Source organism: Sphingomonas kyungheensis (genome assembly GCF_037120395.1).
GTDB lineage: Bacteria > Pseudomonadota > Alphaproteobacteria > Sphingomonadales > Sphingomonadaceae > Sphingomonas > Sphingomonas kyungheensis.
The window spans coordinates 57,779-79,247 of sequence record NZ_JBBBDM010000008.1; the positions used below are offsets into that span (position 1 = coordinate 57,779).

The following is a 21,469-nucleotide window of genomic DNA, read 5'->3' on the forward strand; positions in this document are numbered from 1 at the left end:
GACGGAGCGGTAATGGGCCTACACCGTCACCTGTTCGCCCAGTTCGAGTACCTTGCCCGGCGGGATCTTGAGGAATTCGGTCGGGTCCGCGGCATTGCGCTGCATGAACATGAAGATTCGGTCCTGCCACAGCGGCATGCCGACATCCGCCTCCGGCTTCAGCGTGTTGCGTCCGATGAAGAAGCTGGTCTTCATCGCCTCCAGGCTGCGCATCTCGGTCTTGCCGCCGACGCCGAGGTCGGCGGGGACGTTGGGCGATTCCATGAAGCCGTAATTGAGCACGACGATCTCGAAATTGTCGTCGAGCCGTTCGCTCGTCCGGCGATGCTCGGCATCGACCACCGGCCGGTCGGTGGTGCGGATGCTCACCACCAGATTGCGCTCGTGCAGCACCTTGTTGTGCTTGAGATTGTGGAGCAGCGCGCCCGGCGCCGAGCGCGGATTGGCGGTGAGGAACACCGCGGTGCCCGGCACGCGCTCGGGCGGCCGCTTGGCGAGCGCGGCGGCGAGGTCGGCGAGCGGGATGCTCTGCCGCGCCTCGAACGCGCGCACGATGCCCTTGCCGCGCACCCAGGTGTAGATCAGCAGGCCGATCGCCGCCGCGATCACCAGCGGCACCCAGCCGCCCTCGATCACGCGCAGGATGTTGGCGCCGAAGAAGACCAGGTCGAGGCACAGGAACGGCAGGATCGCCGCCAGCGCCCAGGCCCGCTGCCAATGCCAGACGTGGCGCGCGACGAGATAGCCGAGCAACGTCGTCACCACCATCGTGCCGGTCACCGCGATGCCATAGGCCGCCGCCATCGCCGACGAGGTCTTGAACTGGATGATCAGCACCAGCACGCCCACCAGCAGCAGCCAGTTGATCGTCGGCAGATAGATCTGCCCGACGAAATCGGCCGAGGTCTGGCGCAGCTTCATCCGCGGCAGCAGCCCGAGCTGCACCGCCTGCTGGGTGAGCGAGAAGGCGCCGGTGATCACCGCCTGGCTGGCGATGACGGTGGCGAAGCCGGCGAGCACGATCAGCGCGCCGCGCATCGATTCGGGCGCCATCAGGAAGAACCAGTCCTGGTTCTGGAACGGCGTGCCCGCCTGCTGCGCCGCCTCGAGATGCGACAGCGCGAACGCCCCCTGCCCCAGATAGTTGAGCATCAAGGCCGGGAAGACGAGGAACAGCCAGGCGATGCGGATCGGCTTCTTACCGAAATGGCCCATGTCGGCGGTCAGCGCCTCCGCCCCGGTGACGGTGAGGAACACCGCGCCGAGCACGAACAGCCCGACCGTGCCGTGACTGGCGAGGAAGCGGATGCCATATTGCGGCAGCAGCACGCGGAAGATCGAGGGCTCGTCGGCGATATGCCACAGGCCGAGCCCGCCGATCGTCAGGAACCACAGGATACACACCGGCCCGAACAGCCGCGCGACGATCGCGGTGCCGCGCCGCTGGATAACGAAGAGCGCGACGAGGATCGCGATCGTCAGCGCGCGGATCGTCGCCTCGTCGAAGAATTTGGCGGCGCTCGGGATGGTGCGCAGCCCCTCCATCGCCGACAGCACCGACAGCGACGGCGTGATGATCGCATCGCCGTAGAAGAGCGCCGCGCCCGCCGCACCGAGCACCAGCGCGATCCGGCTGCGCAGGCCGAGCGAACGCCGCGCCAGCGCCGCCAGCGCGAGCACGCCGCCTTCGCCGTGATTGTCGGCGCGCATCAGGAACAGGACGTATTTGACGGTGACGATCAGCGTCAGCGTCCACAGCGCGAGGCTCAGCACGCCGAGGATCTCGCTCGGGTCGATGCCGTCGGCGGCGGATTGCTGCAACGCCTCGCGGAACGCGTAGAGCGGACTGGTCCCGATGTCGCCGAAGACGACGCCGATCGCCCCGATGGTCAGCCCGAGCAGCGCAGGATGCGAAGAACGCTCGGCCACGGGTGCTTCGACAGCGTGCGACATGCGCGCGACTACCCCCTTCAATCCCCTTCCGGCGGAAGGACGGCGCGCTTTACGCCGATTGGAGGGACACGCAAGCGGATTTGCATCGGCTGATACAAGGCCTTGATCCCCTGTCCCATTACGGGCAAGGCGCGGCGATGGTTCCCTTTTCGTTCGGTGGTCACGCGCTTTACGCCCTGCCCGAGGGCGCCTTGCTGTGGCCGGCGCGGCAGGCGCTGCTCGTCGCCGACCTGCATTTCGAAAAGGCGAGCTGGTATGCGGCGCGCGGACAGATGCTGCCGCCCTATGATTCGCTGGCGACGCTCGCCGATCTCGGCCGGCTGGTGCAGGCGACGGGGGCGCGGGAATTGTGGTGCCTCGGCGACAGTTTCCACGACAGCGACGGCTGCGAGCGCCTGCCGCGCGAGGCGCAGCTGCGGCTGCGCACGCTGACCGGCACGCTGCGCTGGACCTGGATCACCGGCAACCACGATCCCGACATCAAGGACCGCTGCGGCGGCGAGACCGCCGACGAGGTGGAGGTCGACGGCCTCGTCCTGCGTCACGAGGCCGATCCGCGCGAGCTGCGCCCCGAAGTGTCGGGCCATTTCCACCCCAAGCTGCGGCTCGCGGTGCGCGGCAAGACGATCGCCCGTCGCTGCTTCGTCGCCACCGAGCGCAAGATTGTCCTGCCCGCCTTCGGCGCGCTGACCGGCGGCCTCGACGTCGACCATCCGGCGCTGACCAAGGCGGTCGGGCGCGGCGCCGAAGCGCTGGTGCCGGTCGAGCAGCGCCTGCTGCGGTTTCCGATCGCCGCCTGACCACGCCGGTCGCGCCATCGGCTGAAGTCAACCGTGGGATCGTTCGGGGCGACTTAGAAGTACCAGCATTCCCGAGCAGGCGGGAATTCGGTGACCAAGCAGAACCGCGCTTGCGGCAGGAAGAACACTGGGCTCCCGCCTCCGCGGGAGCACTGGTCATTCAGTTGCGGCTATTATGAAACATGTTGGCGCAGAGGCGCAGAGTAAAGGCGCACAGTTGGCGCGACCTTATTAGCTCAGTGCCATCGGATGACGCCGGCACCGCGAACGCAACACTTCTGCGTCTTCAGCGCCTCTGCGCGAACCCACCTGGCGCAAGCGAAAGATCGATGCGCCGCCCTTAACGATACAGCGCCGGCAGCCCCGCCTTGAAGGCCGCCACCTTCGGCTTGTCCCAATGGACGATATAGGGGTGGGTCGGATTGCGGTCGTAGAAATTCTGGTGATAGGCCTCGGCCGGATAGAAGCTGCCCTGTTCGATCCGCGTCACGATCGGTGCGCGGAAGCTCTTCGCCGCGGAGAGCTGCGTGATATAGGCGCGCGCGACCGCCGCCTGCTGCGGGCTCTGCGGGAAGATCGCCGACCGATAGCTCGGCCCGCTGTCCGGCCCCTGCCGGTTGAGCTCGGTCGGATCGTGCGCGATGGCGAAATAGACGCGCAGCAGCGTCGCATAGCTGACGACGCGCGGGTCGTAGCTGACCTTGATCGCCTCGGCGTGGCCGGTGCGTTCGGTCGACACCTGGTCGTAGGTCGCGGTACCCGCGCTGCCGCCGGCATAGCCTGCGGTGACCGAGCGCACGCCCTTCACATGTTCGAACACCGCTTCCATGCCCCAGAAGCAGCCGCCGGCGAAGACCGCGGTCTGCGCCCCGGCGCCCGCGGGCACGTCGCGCGCCGCAGCTGGAATCGGCACGACGCGCTCGGCCTCGGCAAAGCCGGTGGAGGCGAGAACGGCGGCGGCGGCGCCGGCGACCGGCAACAGGATCTTGAGCATGTCAGCTAAATGGGGAGCCGCCCGCCGCGCGCCAAGGGCGGGGCGCGGCATGGCTCAGTGCGCCTGGACGATCGGCGACGCCGCGGCGACCGGCGCGACCGGCTGCGCGCTCGCCGGGTGGAGCGTGACGACGCCGACCGCACCGATCGCGAAACCGCCGATGAACTGCCAGAAGAACCGGCTCTTGATTACCTTCTGCATCACGCATGCCTTCGTTGTCGTGCAGGCGGGTCATGAACCCTGCCCAATCATAGACGCGCAGATCGTGGTTCTGCGCGCCGTTCGCAATGTCGTTTATAGAAACGCTGGATTAACCCGCCGTGGCCGGTCCGTTCAGCGCAGAGCAGGGTCAGCGCTCAGCGCAGATCGGCGCAGGCCTGCTGGATCCGCTCGCAGGCGGTGCGCAGCAGCGTGTCCGAGGTCGCGTAGCTGATCCGCATCGCCGGCGACAGGCCGAACGCCGCGCCCTGCACCGCCGCCACCTTGGCGTCGTCGAGCAGATAGCCGACGAAATCCTCGTCGCTGTCGATCCGGCGGCCGTTCGGCGTCGTCTTGCCGATCAGCTCTGCGAACGACGGATAGACGTAGAACGCCCCCTCGGGCCGCGGGCAGTGCATGCCGGGGATGGCGTTGAGCATGTCGACCACCAGGTCGCGCCGCCGCTGGAACGCCTGCGCCCGCTCGCGCAGGAAGTCCTGCGGTCCGGTCAGCGCCGCCACCGCCGCCGCCTGCGCGATCGAACAGGGGTTGCTGGTCGACTGCGACTGGAGCTTGGCGATCGCCTTGATCAGCCACGGGGCGCCGGCGGCGAAGCCGATCCGCCAGCCGGTCATCGCATAGGCCTTGGAACAGCCGTTCACCGTCAGCGTCCGCTCGTAAAGGTCGGGGCAGACCTCGGCGATCGTCGCGAAGCGGAAATCGTCATAGACGATATGCTCGTACATATCGTCGGCGAAGATCCAGACGTGCGGGTGGCGCGCCAGCACCGCGCCGAGCGCCTTCAGTTCGTCGACGCTGTATGCGGCCCCGGTCGGGTTGGACGGCGAGTTGAGGATCACCCACTTGGTCCGCTCGGTGATCGCCGCCTCGAGCGCCTCCGGCGACAGCTTGTAATCCTGTTCGGGGCCCGCCACCGCGAACACCGGCGTGCCGCCGGCGAACTGGACGACGTCGGGATAGCTCACCCAATAGGGCGCCGGGATGACGACCTCGTCGCCGGCATCGACCGTCGCGACGATGGCGTTGAACAGCGTATGCTTGCCGCCGACGTTCACCGTCACCTGATCGGTCGTGTAGGTGAGATGGTTGTCGCGCGCGAACTTGGCGACGATAGCCTGCTTGAGCTCGATCGTGCCGTCGACATTGGTATATTTGGTCTTGCCGTCACGGATCGCGGCGATCGCCGCCTCTTTGACGAAATCGGGCGTGTCGAAGTCCGGCTCGCCCGCGCCGAGGCCGATCACGTCGACGCCGGCCCGCTTCAGCTCGAGCACGCGGCTGGTGATGGCGAGCGTCGGGGACGGGCTGATGCGGCCGAGGGCGGCGGAGGGCTTCATGAGTCGGGCCTTGATGGCGGAAAGGACGCGCGGCCTATAGCGACAGCGCCGCCCCTTTCGCAATCGCAACAACCGCCGGGATCAGCCCGCGCACCGCATTCCCGACAAAAAATGGCGCGGTGAGCGCTTCCGGCGACAGATATCCCTCCCTGGCACGCCCCTTGGCGATCAGATCGGCCCGCAGCACGCCCGGCAGCAGTCCGAGGTTGAGCGCCGGGGTGACCAATTGCCCGTCCGCCGCGGGGACGAACAGCGAGGTGATGCTGCCCTCGGTCAGCAGCCCGTCGGGGCGGACGAACACCACCTCGTCGGTTCCCGCCGCGGCCCGCGCGGCATCGTAGAAGCCGCGGTCGCTGGTCTTGTGGCGCAGCCGGTAATCCTCGACCGCGACCGGCAGCGGCACCAGCGCAACCCGCCACGGCGCGGGCGGCGGCAAGGGCGCCGGCGCGATCTCGATCGCGGTCGCGCCGCCCTGCGCCAGCACCAGCCGGATCCGCGCCGCGGTGCGCAGCCGGAAGGTCGCCGCCTGCAAGTCGTTGCGCGCGCTGTGCCGATTGAAGCGGAAGCCGAGCGCCGCGGCACTCGCGCCGAGCCGCGCCAGATGCGCTTCGAGCAGGACGACGCCCTCGTCGGGATCGAAGGCCATCGTCTCGATCAGGTCGAGCGGCCGGCGGCCGGCGGTGACGAACGCGCCCTTGGCCAGCACCTCCGCCCATTCCTCGTCGGCGCGGCTGTCGGCGACGATCCCCGATCCGAGCCCGAGTTCGGCGACCTCCGCCTCCTCGGCGATGCTCAAGGTGCGGATCGCCACGTTGAACGCCGCATCGCCATCGGCATCGATTCGCCCGATCGACCCGGTATAGATGCCGCGCAGCGCAGTCTCGGTGGTGGCGATCACCTCCATGCTGCGCAGCTTGGGCGCGCCGGTGATCGAGCCGCACGGGAACAGCGCGGTGAGCACGTCGACCGCATCGAGCCCCCCGGCAAGCTGCGCGGTGACGGTCGAGGTCATCTGATGCACCGTCGGATAGCTTTCGACGGTGAACAGCGCCGGCACCGCGACGCTGCCCGCGACGGCGACGCGCGACAGATCGTTGCGCATCAGGTCGACGATCATCAGGTTTTCGGCGCGTTGCTTGGCGTCGCCGTGCAGCGTCGCGATCCGCGCCGCATCGTCGGCAGGCGTATCGCCGCGTGTCGCGGTCCCCTTCATCGGTCGGCAGGTCAGCCTGTCGCCCGCGAGCGTGAAGAAGAGTTCGGGCGACAGCGACAGCATATGCCGGTCCCCGGTCGCGATCAGTGCGCCATAACCCGCCGCCGCGCCGCGCCGCAGCCCGGCATAAAGCGCGAGCGGGTCGCCGGCGATCCTGACGTCCGCGCGCAGCGTGACATTGGCCTGATAGAGGTCGCCGGCATGGATCAGCGCCAGCACCTCGGCCAATGTCGCGTCGTACATGGCGCGATCGATGCGCGGCACGGGCGCCGCCGCCCACGCCGCCTCGGGATCGGGAAGCATGTCCGCCACCGCCGCCGCATCGAGCGCGCGATACGTCTCGAACAGGCCGAACCAGAGCAGCGACCCATCGCCGGCCGGCATCGGCACGGCGCGCGGCATCAGCGCCGCGCCCGCCTCATAGGTGAGATAGCCCGCGGCGTGCAGCCCGCGCCCGCCCGCCGCACGAATCCGGTCGAGCGCCGTCAGCACCGCCGCCGGGCTGTCGGCTCGGACGATCTCGACCGGGTCCTCGTAGAGCCGCGCCCCCGCCCCGCCCGCACGGGCATCGTCCAGCAACACAAAGGGGGCGTTCAGCATCCGCTCACAAATGCACGGCCCGCCCCGGTCGGCGCAAGCGGCGATTGCTCCCCTGCCGCCAGATGCTTATCCCCCGCGACATGACCGACACACAGTCCACGCCGCTCAAGGCCGTCATCGTCCAGGTGACGCCGTTCCAGCAGAATTGCACGCTGATCTGGTGCACCGCGACGATGAAGGCGGCGGTGATCGATCCCGGCGGCGACCTGCCGCGGATCAAGGCGGCGATCGCGCAGACCGGCGTCACCGTCGAGAAGATCCTGCTCACCCACGGCCATATCGATCACGCCGGCGAGGCCAAGCCGCTCGCCGACGACCTCGGCGTGCCGATCGAGGGGCCGCATGAGGCGGACCGTTTCTGGCTGGCGCGGCTCGACGACGACGGCCGCAATTACGGCATGACCGGCGTCGTCTTCGAACCCGATCGCTGGCTGGTCGAGGGCGATACGGTGACGGTCGGCGACCTGACGCTCGATGTCTATGAGACGCCGGGGCATACGCTCGGCCATGTCATCTTCCACCATGCGCCGTCGAAGTTCGCACAGGTCGGCGACGTGCTGTTCCAGGGTTCGGTCGGCCGGTCGGACATGCCCGGCGGCAACCACAAGCAACTGATCGAGACGATCGTCACCAAGCTTTGGCCGCTCGGCGACGATACGGCCTTCATCCCCGGTCACGGCAATCCCAGCACCTTCGCACATGAGCGCGCCAACAACATGTTCGTCAGCGACCGCGCGCTCGCCGAATAGAGCGAGATCAAGACTTGCCGCGGTAACATCATAAGTTGGCCGCGGCGAGGAAACATATTGGCAATATCTCGTTGGCGGCGTGGGATTTCCCCATAAAGGATGCGCCGCATGGCCGTTAAATTCGCCGGAACGATGAACGCGATCAATCGCGGACTGGACAGCACCAAGGCCAATAAGGGCGCCGACATGGTCGAGGATTGGGAAGCCGCGCTGGCCGATCTCGACACCCCCGGCGCGAAGGGCATCCTGCGCGACCTCGGCTCGCTGCGCAAACAGCTCGAAAAGGATACGCCGGATGCGGATCGCATCCATGCCCTGCTCCACCGGCTCGGCGCCGCGACCACCAAGATCGCCGACAAGGCGGACAAGTCGCAGGACAAGCTCAAGTCGCTCGGCGAGGCGCTGACCGAGGCGGGTGAAGACCAGCCCGACGAGGAAGAAGACACCGCCGCCGCCGCCGCTCCCAAGCGCGCGCGCAAGAAGGCGTAAGACCCGCAGGCCCCGTCATCCGGACACGATCCGGATGACGGGGTCGATTTTCAAAAAGCCGGACCGTCACGCCACGTTGCGCGCGTCGATCTCCAGCCCGCGATAATGATGCAGCGCCGCGAGCAGACTCGTCGCCAGCGATTCGAGCGTGATCGCCGCGACCCGATCCTCCGACGAGGCCGAGGACCGCAGCACGTCCGCCATCGCCAGTTGCGCCTGGGTGATGCGATCGATCGCCTGCAGGCTGTGCATATGCGCCCGCAACGTATCGGCATTGGCGGCGAGATCATAGGCAAGATCGCCGAGCACGCCGGTGAGCGTCGTCAGCTCGTCCGCCAGCGCCTGCGACAGCGCGGGCTCGATCCCGGAGCCGGTGCCGGTTCGGCCGCTCATTTGGAACACAGCCGCATGATCTGGCGCGACAATTGGTCGGGCGGCACGGCCTGCGACGCCATCCGCCGCGTCATCACATAGCCGTCGGTCCGCGGCTCGGCCGGGGCGATGCAATAGCCGCCACCGGCTTGCAGCGCGCGCACGCCGGCATCGCCATCCTCGCCGTCGGCGCCGAGCAGCACGCCGACCGCCTCCGCCCCCGCGGCCTTGGCGACCGCGGCGAACAGGATCGAGATCGACGGCCGCTCGCCCGCGACCGGATCACGCGGCAGCATCCGCAGCCGTCCCTCGGGCCAGCGGTCGACCACGACATGGTGGTCGCCCGGCGGCGCGAGATAGATGGTGCCCTGCTCGATCGCCATGCCGTCCTCGGCGAGGACGATGCGCGGCGCGATCTCCGCGGCGAGCTGGTCGATCATCGTGCCGGCGAGGCCCGCGCCGAGATGCTGGACGACGATGGTCGGCGGGCAATTCTTCGCGAAGCTGCCGAACAGGTCGAACAGCGTCTGCGTCGCCGCCGCCTCGCCGCCGATCGCCAGCAGCCGGCCGTTCCAGTCGATCGGCTCCGCCGCCACCGCCTTGCCCATCGTGCCGCTCTTCACCACCGCCCCCTTGGCGGCCTTGATCCGCTTGCCGAGCTTGGCGAGGATCTTGTCGAACTCCGCCGCGACCGCGACCTTGGGCTTGGGGAAACAGTCGATCGCGCCGAGCCGCAGCGCCTCGATCGAGGCCGCCGCCCCCGCCTCGGTCCGGGTCGAGAACATGATGACCGGCATCGGCCGCTCGTCCATCAGTTCGGCGAGATATTCGATGCCGCTCATCCCGGGCATCTCGACGTCGAGCGTCATCACGTCGGGATGGAATTGCTGGCGCATCGCGCGCGCATCGTCGGCGCCATCCGCCGATCCGACGACGACGACACCCGGTATCCGCTCGAGCGCGCCCGACAGCAGCGCGCGCATGGTGAGCGAATCATCGACGACGAGAACCTTGACCGCAGCGGCCATAACCAGGCTTCCTTGAGCGAAATGAAGAGGATTAAAGAAGCGGAAACGTCCGTGGACCCGTCAGCTTTACCAGGTTGCGACCAACCGAACGATCAGGCGGCGTCGGGCAGCGCGATCGTGCCGTCGACCAGTCGTTCGAGCGCCAGCACGAGGATCAGCCGCTGATCGATCGTCGCCAGCCCTTCGAGGAACTGCGCCGCGGGCGTATCGCCGATATCGGGCAAGGGCTGCATGCCGTCGTCGGGCACGGTGACGATATCGTTGACCGCATCGACGATCAGCCCCTGCAACTGCTCGCCGATCCGCACGACGATGATGACGTGCCGCGCCGAGGGATCGGTCATCCCCCAGCCGAGCCGGTGGCTGAGGTCGAGCACCGGCAGCACGACGCCGCGCAGGTTGACGACGCCGCGGACATGCGGCGGCACGTTGGGCAAGGGCGTCGCCGGCGACCAGGCGCGGATTTCACGGATCGCCATGATATCGACGCCGAGGACCTGTTCGCCGATCTGGAAGGTGATGAGCTGGCGGGACATGATAGGGTCTCCTCGCAACGGGTCAGTGCAGCACGCGGCGGATCGCCGCGGCCAGCTTTTCGGGGTGGAAGGGCTTGACGATCCAGCCGGTCGCGCCGGCCTCCTTGGCCCGCTGCTTCTTTTCTTCCGAGCTTTCGGTGGTCAGCACCAGGATCGGCAGGTTGCGATGCCGGTCCTGCTCGCGCACCCGCTCGATCAGGCCGAACCCGTCGAGCCGCGGCATGTTGATGTCGGTGATCAGCAAAGCCGGCTCGGCACCATCGAGCCGCTCCAGCGCCTGCACGCCATCTTCCGCCTCGAGCACCGTATAGCCGAGGTCGGTGAGCGCCGCCCGCAACAGCATCCGCATGCTCGGTGAATCGTCAACGGTCATGATGGTTGTAGACACGGATATTCCTTTGTTCGGTTGGGAGGGCGCATCAGAAGAACTCCACGTCGCCGATCGCGGCGGCGGGCACCGGCACCGGGACGGCGCGCAATTGTTCGACCGGGCGGACATTGGCGATGCGGCAGCGCGCGAGGCCCAGGGTCGGGCGGAACTCGACGCGGCGCGCGCCATAGCCGCCGACATCCTCGCCGACCAAGGCGATCCGCTCGTCGCGCAGGAAGCGGCGGGCGAACAGCGCGTTGGCGGTGCCGATGTCACGGAAGCCGTCGCGCAGCGAGGCGCCGCCGTAGATCCGCGCCTTGAGGTTGTGGCGCATCGCGCCCATCGCCATCATCGCATTGATCAGCACCTCCATCGCATAGACGCCATAGCGCTGGAGCGAGGTGACGTCGGTATCGCCGCTGCCCGGTTCGGCGAGCAGGAAATGGTTCAGGCCGCCGATCTTGGCGACCGGATCGAACAGGCAGGCGGAGATGCAGCTGCCCAGCACGGTGGTCAGCACCGCGTCGGGATCGTCGGACACCTTGGTCTCGCCCTGCATGATCGTGATGCGCCGCAGTCCGTCGACGGTGCGTGCCGCGCCCCTCATGCCTTGCACTCGGACAGCAGGCGCGCCGCGATCCGCGACAGCGGCAGCTGCACCGTCACCGCGCCGATCTGCTGCGCGGCAGCGGGCATGCCGTAGACGACACAGCTGTCCTGATCCTGGCCGATCGTCATCGCGCCGGCCTCCTTCATCTTCTTGAGCCCCTGCGCGCCATCGGCGCCCATGCCGGTGAGGATCGCGCCAACCGCCGACGGCCCGGCCCAGCGCGCCGCCGACAGGAACAGCCGATCGACCGAGGGACGATGGCCGCTCATCTTCTCGTCGGCGACGAGCCGGCATCGGCGCAGCTTGCCGCCGGTGACCTCGAGATGGTGCGTGCCGCCCGGCGCGACATAGACCTGGCCGATTTCGAGCGGCGCGCCCGAGCGGGCGACGCTGACCTGCGGCGCCGACAGCCGGTCGAGCCGCGCGGCGAAGGTCGGCACATAGGTTTCGGGCATATGCTGGACGATCACCGTCGGCGGGCAGCGGACCGGAAAGGCCGACAGCAGCTCGATCAGCGTCTCGACCCCGCCGGTCGACGAGCCGATCGCGATCAGCGAGTCGGGCCGCGGCTCGTAATCGACGACCGGTCGGGCCGGCGTGCTGACGAAGCGCGGCCGGCGCGGGCTGCGGGCGGCGGTGCGCAACAGTTCGGCGAGATCGTCGCCGAGATCCTCGCCGAACGCCTGTTTGGGTTTCTCGCAGCAGTCGAAGGCGCCCAGTTCGAGCGCGCGGATCGTCGCCTCGGCCCCGCGCCCGGTCAGCGTCGACAGCATCACCACCGGCATCGGCCGCAGCCGCATGATCTTCTCGAGGAATTCGAGGCCGTTCATATCCGGCATCTCGATGTCGAGCGTGATCACGTCGGGGTTGAGCGCCTTGATCATCTCGCGCGCGGTATGCGGGCCGTCGGCGCAGCCGATCACCTCGATATCGTCGTAGCGCGACAGGCTGTGCGCGACCATGGCGCGCATCGTCGGCGAATCATCGACGATCAGCACGCGCGTCGGCGCGGCTCGGGCATGCGAAGCGATCATGACGCTACCTTCTGGAACGTCGTCCGTCCGACGCAGGTGAAACGGGGCGCCACCGTCGCGGCGAGCCGCTCGGAATGGCCGATGTAGAGGAATCCGCCGGGGACGAGATGATCGGCGAGCCGGGTCTGCAATCGCTCCTTGGTCGCCTCGTCGAAATAGATCATGACGTTGCGGCAGAAGATCGCGTCGAACAGGCCGCGCATCGGCCAGGCTTCGAGCAGGTTGAGCTTGCGGAAGGCGACGCGCTCGCGGACCAGGGGATGGACCTCGACGGAATCGCCGACGCGCGTCGTCCACAGACCGCGCAGCATCGGCGGGATGCTCGCCGCCGTCTCCAGCGAATAGCGGCCGGCGCGGGCGGCATCGAGGATCTCGGTCGACAGATCGGTGCCGAGCACGCGCAGATCGGTGCGCGCCAGCCGCTGGCCGTTGCCGCGCTCGTTGCCGAACATCGCCATCAGCAGCGAATAGGGTTCCTCGCCGCTCGAACAGGCCGCCGACCAGATCCGCACCTTGCCGCGCGTCGCCAGCCGCTGGTCGAGCGCCGGCCACGCCTGGTCGATGAAGTGATCGTAATGATGCGCCTCGCGGAAGAAGCTGGTGTGGTTGGTGGTCAGCGCGTCGAGTGCGCGCGTCCGCTCGGCATCGTCCTGGTCGATCAGCGCGACATAATCGGCGAAGCGGGTCAGACCGCGCGCGCGCACCCGCGGCGCGAGCCGACCATAGACCAACTGCATCTTGCCGGGCGGCAGCAGGATGCCCGCCGCGTCATAGGCGAAGGCGCTGATCGCGGCGTGATCGGCGGGCTCGAAGCGGAATTCGGTCGGCCGGTTCGCCGGCAGCATCACCGCACTCATGCGGCGATACCGAGCGGCGCGGCGGTGACGCGGTCGCGCCGCCAGCGCGAGATCAGCGCATCGACATCGAGGATCAGCGCGACGCGCCCGTCGCCGAGGATCGTCGCGCCGGCGAGGCCGGGGATGGCGGCGTAATTCGCCTCGAGGCTCTTCACCACCACCTGGCGCTGGTCCTGGATCGTATCGACCATCAGGATCGCCTGGCCGACGTCCGATTCGACGACGATCAGCACCGCCTGGCTCGGATCGGTTTCGGCGCCCTCGATGCCGAGCTGGTCGGCGACGTAATGGACCGGGACGTAGGACCCGCGCACGTCGAGCAGCGCCGCATTGGGACCGAGCACCTTGACCCCGTCCTGATCGGGCCGGAGGCTTTCGACGATATGGCCGAGCGGGATGACGAAGGTCTGGTCGCCGACGGTGACGATCATGCCGTCGAGCACCGCCAGCGTCAGCGGCAGCGACAGCGCGAAGCTCGACCCCGACCCGAGATGCGAGGTGATGCCGATGCGGCCGCCGAGCGCCTGGACGTTCTTGCGCACCACGTCCATGCCGACGCCGCGCCCCGAGATGTTCGACACCGTCGCCGCGGTCGAGAAGCCGGGCGCGAAGATCAGATTGTCGGTCTCCTCGTCGCTGAGCAGCGCGTCGGGCGCGATGATGCCGCGTTCGATCGCCTTGGCGCGGACGCGCTTGCGATCGATGCCGCGGCCGTCGTCGGCGACGGTGATGACGATCCGCCCCGAATGATGCGCCGCCGACAGCGTGACGACGCCCTCCTCCGGCTTGCCGGCGGCGAGCCGCTCGGCCGGGGTTTCGAGGCCATGGTCGACCGCGTTGCGGATGAGGTGCGTGAGCGGCTCGCCGATCCGTTCGACGACGGTCTTGTCGACCTCGGTCATCTCGCCGACGATGTCGAGGCGGACGCGCTTGCCGGTCTCCACCTCCAGCTCGCGGATGATGCGCGGCACGCGGCTGAACACCGTCTTCATCGGCTGCGCGCGGATCGCCATCGTCGATTCCTGCAGCTCGCGGGTCAGGTGGTCGAGGTCGGTGAGCTCCGAAATCCCCGCCATCGCATGTTCCGACAGGCGCTGCGCGAGCATCGCCTGGGTGATGACCAGCTCGCCGACGAGATTGACCAGCCGGTCGAGCTTGTCGAGATCGACGCGGATCGTCTGCGCCGGCGGCGTCACCGCGGCGCGCGGCGCGGCGGCTTCGGCGGCGACCGGCGGCGCGGCAGGCACGGGCGGCGGCGCGGGCGCGGCGACCGGCGGAATCGGCGTGGGTGCGCCGAGCTCGGCGTCGAGCACCGGCAGCGGCAGGTCGAACGGCAGATCGTCGTTCGCCGGCGCGCCGCCCGCCTTCTCGATTCTGAGGTCGCACGTCCCCATGAATTCGAAGATCGCGCGGATATCCTCCTCGGCGACCGCGGCGGGAACGGTGGCGGTCCAGCCGAGATAGCAGCGCTCGGGATGCAATTGGTTGAGCAGCGGCAGCGCCGACAGATCGACGCTGGTCACCGTCGCGTCGAGCATCGCCAGCTCGCGCAGCAGCAGCAGCGGGTCGCCGCCATTCTCCAGCGCGTCCGATCCGGGGATGAACGTCACCTGCCAGTCGCCGCCTGCCGGTGCCGGCGCCGGTGCCTCGCACATCGCGAACAGATCGTCGAAATCGTCGCCACCGAAGGCGACGGGCGCGAACTCCGGCTCCGCCTCGGCGGCGGGCGCGGGTGCGCCACCGGCGCTGTCGGGCGTGGCGGCGTCGACCAGCCGCGCGAGCATCGCCGCATCGGCCGGCGGTTCGCCGCCATCGCGCGCCGCGGTCACGTGATCGGCGAGCATGTCGAAGGCGCTGACGATCGTGCCGAGCAGATCGGGGGTCAGCGTCAGCGCGCCGTTGCGCACCAGATCGAGCAACGTCTCATATTCATGGGCGAAGGCCTGGAGCCGCTCATGCCCGAACGCCCCCGCGCCGCCCTTGATCGAATGGACCGCGCGGAAGATCGTGTTGATCGTCTCATTGTCATAGTGACCCTGACGGACGGCGCCGAAGCTCGCCTCCATCGAAGCCAGGCCTTCGTCGCATTCCTGAAAGAAGATCAGCTGGATCTCGTCGAGGTTCATCATCCGTCCTTTCAGGCGTCGCGGGCCGTGCCGGCATCGGCCGCGACGTCGAGCGCCTCGTTCAATCCGGCGACGCCGATCATCCGCGCCAGCGCCTCGCTGGGCCGCTCGAGCGTGAAGTCGAGGTCGCGGTCCGCCGCGGTGGCGCGGGCGCTCGCCAGCACCTGGAGGCAGGCGAGGCCGACGCGGCTGACCTCGCTGCCGTCGAGATGGACCGGCTCGCCACGCTCGATCTGGTCGAGCAGCGCGACGCGCAGCGGGCTGGCCGCCGTGGTATCGAGCGTCGCGGGAAGCAGGGACGTGGCGGGCGGAGACATTCGGCTTCGACTTTCCAAGGGGCTGAAGAGCTAGAATTCGGACCAATCGTCACCGGCGACGGCAACGGCGGCGGTGGCGGAACGGCGGGCATGCTGGGCAAGGCGGCGACCTTCGACGGCGGCGCGCTGCTGAAGGTGATGGACCGGATTGCCGACGGCGACCGGCCGGCGGACGGGCGCGACGCGCGGCTCGGCGCGGAAGCGCGCCATCTGGCCGACCAGCTCGTTCGCCTCGCTGGCGAGGTTGCGGGCGGCGGCGGTGGCTTCCTCGACCATAGCGGCATTCTGCTGCGTCACATTGTCCATCTCGCCGACCGCGGTGTTGACCTGCTGCAGCGCGGTCGCCTGCTGTTCGGCGGCGGTGGCGATCTGTGTGACCAAACCGCTGATCTCGCCGAAGCGCGCGATGATCTGCTGCAAAGCGGTGCCGGTCGCGCTGACCAGCGCCACCCCTGCCCCGACCTGTTCGGACGAGGCGGTGATCCGCGTCTTGACGTCCTTGGCCGCTTCCGCCGAGCGCTGCGCCAGCGCGCGCACTTCCGACGCGACCACCGCGAAGCCGCGGCCGGCATCACCGGCGCGTGCCGCCTCGACGCCCGCATTGAGCGCGAGCAGATTGGTCTGGAAGGCGATGCCGTCGATCACCGAGATGATGTCGGAGATTTCATGCGACGCCCGCTCGATCCCGCCCATCGCGGTGACGGCGCGGGCGACGATGCCGCCCGATTCCTCCGCCTCGCCGCGCGCGCTGCCGACGACGGCGCTCGCCCGTTCGGCGCGGGCCGCGGTATCGCGCACCGTCACGGTGATCTGCTGCATCGCCGCCGCGGTTTCCTCCAGGCTCGCCGCCTGCTGCTCGGTGCGCTGCGACAGGTCGTCCGAGGCGCGCAGGATATCGCCCGATCCGCTGTCGATGCTCGCCGCCGCAAGGTTGACCGCGCTGACCGCCGCCATCATCGCCTCCATCGCGGCGTTGAAATCGGCGCGCAGCGACTCGAATTCGGCCGGAAAGTCGGCGGTGATGCGGAAGGCGAGATCGCCCTGCGCCAGCGCCGCCAGCCCCTCGGCGAGCGCCGCCGCCATCGCGCGCTGCGCGCCGGCGGTATTCGCTTCCTCGGTGTTGCGGCGGAAGATCGCCATCGCCCGCGTCATCCGGCCGACGCAATCGGTGTTGTCGGTATGGTCGATCGGCGAACTGAGGTCGCCCGCGGCGAGCGCTTCCATCCGCACCACCGTCTCGACATAGGGCCGGCAGATCAGCCGTCCGGCGTAGAGCGTGATCGCGCACATCGTCGCGACGGTCAGCCCCGACAGCGTGACGTCGACCGCCGGGCTGGTGTGGATCATCCCCGCCGCCGCCGCGCCGGCGATCCCGATCGGGATCAGACCGAGCAGCGCCTGCACCGTCGCCGCGACCCGAAATTTGACACGGATCGGCGCCCGCTTGGCAAACCAGTTCAACATCGATGACGTCCCCCTCGACAGCCGGCGGACCACCGCCGGGCATGTGTCGCAAGACGCTGTCCCAATTGACTTAACAGGGCGTTGAACACTCATTCTGGGTGTAAAGCGACGCCGGCTTGGCGCGGCGGCCCGGCGATGGCCGCGGCCGGCGGGGGCGTGGCGATGACGGCGATGTTCGTCACGATGGTACATGCTGTTCCCCCCCTTTCCGGTCTGCGGGTCGATCCAAGCGGCCGCGTCAGAATTCCGACCAATCCTCCGACGAGACGGCGAGCGCGGTGCCGCCGCTCGACGACATCGGCGCGGTGCGACGGGCCGCCCGTGCGATCCGCCGCCCGGCATCCGCGGCGCGATCCTGCAGCTGGTGCACCACCGGCACCGCGCGGAGCACCGCCTCGCCACCCGAATGGCCGACGCCGGCGAGCTTGAAGCGCGCCACCTGACGGGCGAGCTCGTCGGCTTCGGCGGACAGGCTGCGCGCCGCGGCGGTGGCTTGCTCGACCATCGCGGCATTCTGCTGCGTCACGCCGTCCATCTCGCTCACCGCGGTGTTGACCTGCTGCAAGCCGGTCGCCTGCTGTTCCGCGGCCGAGGCGATCTCCGCCACCAGCGCGTTGATCTCGGCGATGCGAACGATGATCCGGTCGAGCGCCTTGCCCGTCTCGCTGACCAGCTCGACGCCGGATTCGACCTGCTCGGAAGAGGCGGTGATCCGCGTCTTGACGTCCTTGGCCGCTTCCGCCGAACGCTGCGCCAGCGCGCGGACTTCGGACGCGACCACCGCGAAGCCGCGCCCCGCGTCACCGGCGCGCGCCGCCTCGACGCCCGCGTTGAGCGCGAGCAGATTGGTCTGGAAGGCGATGCCGTCGATCACCGAGATGATGTCGGAGATTTCGTTCGAGGCCCGCTCGATTCCGCTCATCGCGTCGACCGCGCGGCGCACCACCGCACCCGATTGCTCGGCCTCGACGCGCGCCTCCTCGACGACGCCGCTGGCGCGCACCGCACCGGCGGCGGTCTGCCGCACCGTCGCGGTGATCTCGTCCATCGCCGCCGCCGTCTCCTCCAGGCTCGCTGCCTGCTGCTCGGTCCGCTGCGACAGGTCGTCGGAGGCTTGGCGGATGTCGATCGCGCCGCTGTTGATGCCGTTGGTCGCATCGGTCACTGCGCGGATCGTCTCGGCGACCGCATCGAGCGCGCGATTGTAGTCGGTGCGCAGCCGCTCATAGTCGGGGGGAAACTTCTGGTCGATGCGATAGGCGAGATCGCTCGACGCGAGTCGGGTCAGCCCCTCGCCGAGCGCGCCGACGACGATCTGCTGCGCCGCCGCCGCAGCCTGTACCGCCTCGGCATTCTGCTTGAAGACGGTGACCGCCCGCGCCATCCGGCCGATACAGTCGCGGTGATCGCCGAACGGGATCGGCGAGGTGAGATCGCCCGCGGCGAGCCCCTCCATCCGCGTCACCGAGCCGACATAGGGATCGCTGATCACCTTGCCGCTGAACAGCACCACCGCGATGGTGACGAGGAACAGCGTCGCGGCGATGCCGACATAGACCGTCGCCTCGGCCGGCGTCGCCTCCGCGGCGAGATAGGTCGTCAGCACGCCGGTCGCGGCGACCGCCCCGTGCACGCCCAGCAGCACCCGGAACTTGCTGCGTATCGGGGCATGATTAGCGAACCACGTCAACATCTTCAGGTCCTTCGATGAGTGCGGATGAGCCCGCGAAGCATTTGTCCTGGCATCATCTCTGCTCGAATCAGCCACTCACGTTCAAATTGGACCGAATCTGTAAAGACCCCGTTAAATACGCAAGCTGCGCACGGGCCTTTTACAAATATAGACTGATCCGCCGGCGATCGGGTCGCCGGTGCCGATAGGAAGTGGCGATTGTAACCATGGCGTCGCCGAGGCGTCGTTAAAGCGTAATTAACCATGGCCAGAGCGGTCCCAACGCCAGCGCAGGCGAAGGGGAAAAGCATCATGATGTCACGGCTTTGGTTGGTCAGTGTCGCGCCGGCGGCGCTGCTCGCGGCGGCGCCCGCCTGGGCACAGGATGCGACCGCGACCGCGGGTGCGACGATCACCGACGGTCAGGATCAGACCACGGCCGCGGGCGGCACCGAGTCCGACATCGTCGTGATGGGCTTCGGCCAGAGCCGGCAGGTGCAGACGGTGAGCGCGATCGACATGGCGCGGCTCACGCCGGGCACCTCGCCGCTCAAGGCGGTCGCCAAACTGCCCGGCGTCAACTTCCAATCGGCCGACGCGTTCGGCGCCTATGAATGGTCGACGCGCATCTCGCTGCGCGGCTTCAACCAGAATCAGCTCGGCTTCACGCTCGACGGCGTGCCGCTCGGCGACATGAGCTACGGCAACGTCAACGGCCTGCACATCAGCCGCGCGATCCTTTCCGAAAATCTCGCCGCGACGACGGTGGCGCAGGGTGCCGGCGCGCTCGGCACCGCCTCGACCAGCAATCTCGGCGGCACGTTGCAATTCACCAGCCGCAAGCCGTCCGATACCTTCGACCTCGTCGCCTCGGGCACCTACGGCAGCGACGACACCTGGCGCGGCTTCGCGCGGCTCGACAGCGGCGATCTCGGCGGCGGGCTCAAGGGCTATCTAAGCTACGGCTATCTCACCACCGACAAGTGGAAGGGCTATGGCACGCAGCGCCAGCATCAGGTCAACGCCAAGCTGGTCGAAGACCTTGGCGCGCGCGGCAGCATCACCGCCTTCGTCAATTATTCCGACCGGCGCGAGAACGACTATCAGGATCTGAGCCTCGACATCATCCGCCGGCGCGGGCTCAACGACGACAATATCAGCAACGACTATGCGCTCGCGCTGCAACTAGCACGCGTCTACCAGAACCAGGCGGCGCTCGCCGCCTATCGGACGGCGAACAACGGTGCGACCGCCGGCTTCGTCGCGCCCTGGTCGGGGGCGGGGCTGACCTTCCCGACCGGTTTCGGCAGCGTCGACGATGCCTATTACGATGCCGCCGGCCTGCGTCGCGACTGGCTGGGCGGCGTCACCTTCGACGGGCGGCTGACCGATCAGCTGTCGATCGTGTCGACCGCTTATTATCATCACAACCGCGGCCAGGGCTCGTGGATCACGCCCTATTCGCCGACGCCGGCGGGCGCGCTCGGCGGCAATGGCGAGACTTTGCCGATCGCATCGGCCGCGGCCTATGGCTATGCCTCGCCGCTCGGCTTCCGCACCACCGAATATGGCATCGACCGCGCCGGCAACCTCACCCGGCTGACGCTCGACACCGGCGCCAACCGGTTCGAACTCGGCGGCTGGTATGAGAGCAACAGCTTCACCCAGGCGCGCCGCTTCTACGGGATGAGCAACACCGCCTCCGACCGCAGCGCCCGCGACTTCCAGTCCAACCCCTATTTCACGCAGTGGAACGGCAAGTACGATACCGAGACGCTGCAATATTATCTCGCCGACACGCTCCGCCTCGGCGCGCTGACGCTCAACGGCGGCTGGAAGGGGATGCGCGTCCGCAATCAGGCGAACCTGCTCACCGGATCGCTGGTCAACGGCAAGATCAAGGCGGAGGACTGGTTCCTGCCGCAGGTCGGCGCGGTCTTCGATCTCGGCAGCGGCGCCGAGCTATTCGCCAGCTATACCGAGAATATGCGCGCCTTCGTCTCGTCGGCGACCTCGGGACCGTTCGCGACGACGCAGGCCGGCTTCAATGCGATCCGCAATACGCTCAAGCCGGAAACGTCGAAGACCGGCGAAGGCGGCGTGCGCCTGCGCCGCGGCGGGTTGCAGCTGTCGGCGGCGGGCTATTACATCCACTTCGCCAACCGCCTGCTGTCGTTCAGCAACGGATCGGGCATCCAGGGCAATCCGCCGACGCTCAACAACGCCGGCAACGTCGAAAGCTATGGCGCCGAACTCGCCGCCAGCTATCGCGTCGCCCGGCCGCTGACGCTGTTCGCCAGCTATTCCTACAACAGATCGACCTATCAGGATAACGTCGTCGCCGCCGACGGCACCCTGCTCTCCCCGACCAAGGGCAAGACCGTGGTCGACACGCCCGAACATATGGCCAAGGGCGAGATCGTCTATGACGACGACCGCTTTTTCGCGCGGGTCGGCGGCGACTATATGACCAAGCGCTATTTCACCTATCTCAACGACCAGTCGGTCGGGGCGCGGCTGCTGGTCGACGCCAGCCTCGGCTATCGCCTGCGCGGCGTCGGCGGCGTGCTGGAAGGACTGGCGATCGAGGGCAGCGTCACCAACCTGACCGACAAACGCTATATCTCGACGATCGGCTCGAACGGCTATACCGCCAGCGGCGACAACCAGACCCTGCTCGCCGGTGCGCCGCGCCAGTGGTTCGTGACGCTGCGGCGGGGGTTCTGACG

At 68.4% G+C, this 21,469-nt stretch carries 20 protein-coding genes; 4 read left to right on the top strand and 16 right to left on the bottom strand.

Annotated elements, in window-relative coordinates; genetic code table 11:
* Positions 1 to 18 precede the first annotated feature (18 nt).
* Positions 19 to 1,953, bottom strand: coding sequence for a potassium transporter Kup (locus V8201_RS14460; RefSeq protein ID WP_037536795.1), 1,935 nt, complete (start codon positions 1,951 to 1,953; stop codon positions 19 to 21).
* 137 nt (positions 1,954 to 2,090) lie between these two features.
* Here V8201_RS14460 and pdeM point away from each other — a divergent pair, with 137 nt between their 5' ends.
* Positions 2,091 to 2,753 (top strand): ligase-associated DNA damage response endonuclease PdeM, encoded by a 663-nt coding sequence (gene pdeM / locus V8201_RS14465; RefSeq protein ID WP_037536798.1) that lies wholly within the window; start codon positions 2,091 to 2,093, stop codon positions 2,751 to 2,753.
* Positions 2,754 to 3,093: 340 nt separating this feature from the next.
* On the opposite strand, the gene msrA is transcribed toward pdeM, so the two are convergent.
* From msrA to pabB, 4 genes are all read right to left on the bottom strand, one after another.
* The gene (msrA, locus tag V8201_RS14470) at positions 3,094 to 3,747 is read right to left on the bottom strand and encodes a peptide-methionine (S)-S-oxide reductase MsrA (RefSeq protein WP_037536800.1); all 654 of its coding nucleotides are present in this window, start codon (positions 3,745 to 3,747) and stop codon (positions 3,094 to 3,096) included.
* 54 nt (positions 3,748 to 3,801) lie between these two features.
* Entirely contained in the window at positions 3,802 to 3,948 is a 147-nt protein-coding gene (locus V8201_RS14475; RefSeq protein ID WP_200870477.1) for a hypothetical protein, read from the bottom strand.
* A gap of 155 nt (positions 3,949 to 4,103) precedes the next feature.
* The gene (locus V8201_RS14480) at positions 4,104 to 5,303 is read right to left on the bottom strand and encodes a pyridoxal phosphate-dependent aminotransferase (RefSeq protein ID WP_037536802.1); all 1,200 of its coding nucleotides are present in this window, start codon (positions 5,301 to 5,303) and stop codon (positions 4,104 to 4,106) included.
* 34 nt (positions 5,304 to 5,337) lie between these two features.
* Positions 5,338 to 7,116, bottom strand: coding sequence for an aminodeoxychorismate synthase component I (gene pabB / locus V8201_RS14485; protein WP_336545720.1), 1,779 nt, complete (start codon positions 7,114 to 7,116; stop codon positions 5,338 to 5,340).
* 80 nt (positions 7,117 to 7,196) lie between these two features.
* Here pabB and V8201_RS14490 point away from each other — a divergent pair, with 80 nt between their 5' ends.
* Together V8201_RS14490 and V8201_RS14495 are read left to right on the top strand one after the other, a co-directional pair.
* Positions 7,197 to 7,865 carry an MBL fold metallo-hydrolase gene (locus V8201_RS14490; protein WP_037536806.1) on the top strand — a complete coding sequence of 223 codons (669 nt, stop codon included), beginning with the start codon at positions 7,197 to 7,199 and terminating at the stop codon, positions 7,863 to 7,865.
* 108 nt (positions 7,866 to 7,973) lie between these two features.
* Entirely contained in the window at positions 7,974 to 8,354 is a 381-nt protein-coding gene (locus V8201_RS14495; RefSeq protein ID WP_200870478.1) for a hypothetical protein, read from the top strand.
* 66 nt (positions 8,355 to 8,420) lie between these two features.
* On the opposite strand, the gene V8201_RS14500 is transcribed toward V8201_RS14495, so the two are convergent.
* From V8201_RS14500 to V8201_RS14550, 11 genes are all read right to left on the bottom strand, one after another.
* Entirely contained in the window at positions 8,421 to 8,747 is a 327-nt protein-coding gene (locus tag V8201_RS14500; protein WP_037536809.1) for a hypothetical protein, read from the bottom strand.
* A complete protein-coding gene (locus tag V8201_RS14505) occupies positions 8,744 to 9,754 on the bottom strand; it encodes a chemotaxis protein CheB (protein WP_336545721.1) in 1,011 nt (336 codons plus the stop codon). Before V8201_RS14505 ends, V8201_RS14500 begins: the two co-directional genes overlap by 4 nt.
* A gap of 92 nt (positions 9,755 to 9,846) precedes the next feature.
* Positions 9,847 to 10,290 (bottom strand): chemotaxis protein CheW, encoded by a 444-nt coding sequence (locus tag V8201_RS14510; RefSeq protein ID WP_037536812.1) that lies wholly within the window; start codon positions 10,288 to 10,290, stop codon positions 9,847 to 9,849.
* Positions 10,291 to 10,312: 22 nt separating this feature from the next.
* Positions 10,313 to 10,678 carry a response regulator gene (locus tag V8201_RS14515; protein WP_037536814.1) on the bottom strand — a complete coding sequence of 122 codons (366 nt, stop codon included), beginning with the start codon at positions 10,676 to 10,678 and terminating at the stop codon, positions 10,313 to 10,315.
* A 31-nt stretch (positions 10,679 to 10,709) separates the two neighbouring features.
* Positions 10,710 to 11,267, bottom strand: a complete 558-nt coding sequence (locus tag V8201_RS14520; protein WP_051583721.1) for a chemotaxis protein CheD — start codon at positions 11,265 to 11,267, stop codon at positions 10,710 to 10,712.
* Positions 11,264 to 12,304: a protein-glutamate methylesterase/protein-glutamine glutaminase gene (locus V8201_RS14525; protein WP_037536817.1), complete on the bottom strand. Its 1,041-nt coding sequence runs from the start codon at positions 12,302 to 12,304 to the stop codon at positions 11,264 to 11,266. Before V8201_RS14525 ends, V8201_RS14520 begins: the two co-directional genes overlap by 4 nt.
* On the bottom strand, positions 12,301 to 13,161 hold the full coding sequence (locus V8201_RS14530) for a CheR family methyltransferase (protein WP_037536819.1): 861 nt from the start codon (positions 13,159 to 13,161) through the stop codon (positions 12,301 to 12,303). Before V8201_RS14530 ends, V8201_RS14525 begins: the two co-directional genes overlap by 4 nt.
* Positions 13,158 to 15,287, bottom strand: coding sequence for a chemotaxis protein CheA (locus V8201_RS14535; protein ID WP_336545722.1), 2,130 nt, complete (start codon positions 15,285 to 15,287; stop codon positions 13,158 to 13,160). The genes V8201_RS14530 and V8201_RS14535 overlap by 4 nt, the downstream gene beginning before the upstream one ends.
* A gap of 11 nt (positions 15,288 to 15,298) precedes the next feature.
* Positions 15,299 to 15,604, bottom strand: a complete 306-nt coding sequence (locus V8201_RS14540) for an STAS domain-containing protein (protein WP_051583722.1) — start codon at positions 15,602 to 15,604, stop codon at positions 15,299 to 15,301.
* A gap of 30 nt (positions 15,605 to 15,634) precedes the next feature.
* On the bottom strand, positions 15,635 to 17,068 hold the full coding sequence (locus tag V8201_RS14545; protein ID WP_037536821.1) for a methyl-accepting chemotaxis protein: 1,434 nt from the start codon (positions 17,066 to 17,068) through the stop codon (positions 15,635 to 15,637).
* 238 nt (positions 17,069 to 17,306) lie between these two features.
* Positions 17,307 to 18,761, bottom strand: a complete 1,455-nt coding sequence (locus V8201_RS14550) for a methyl-accepting chemotaxis protein (protein WP_336545723.1) — start codon at positions 18,759 to 18,761, stop codon at positions 17,307 to 17,309.
* Between the two features lie 294 nt (positions 18,762 to 19,055).
* On the opposite strand from V8201_RS14550, the gene V8201_RS14555 reads away from it, so the two are divergent.
* Entirely contained in the window at positions 19,056 to 21,467 is a 2,412-nt protein-coding gene (locus V8201_RS14555) for a TonB-dependent receptor (protein WP_373276487.1), read from the top strand.
* The last annotated feature ends 2 nt before the right edge of the window (positions 21,468 to 21,469 follow it).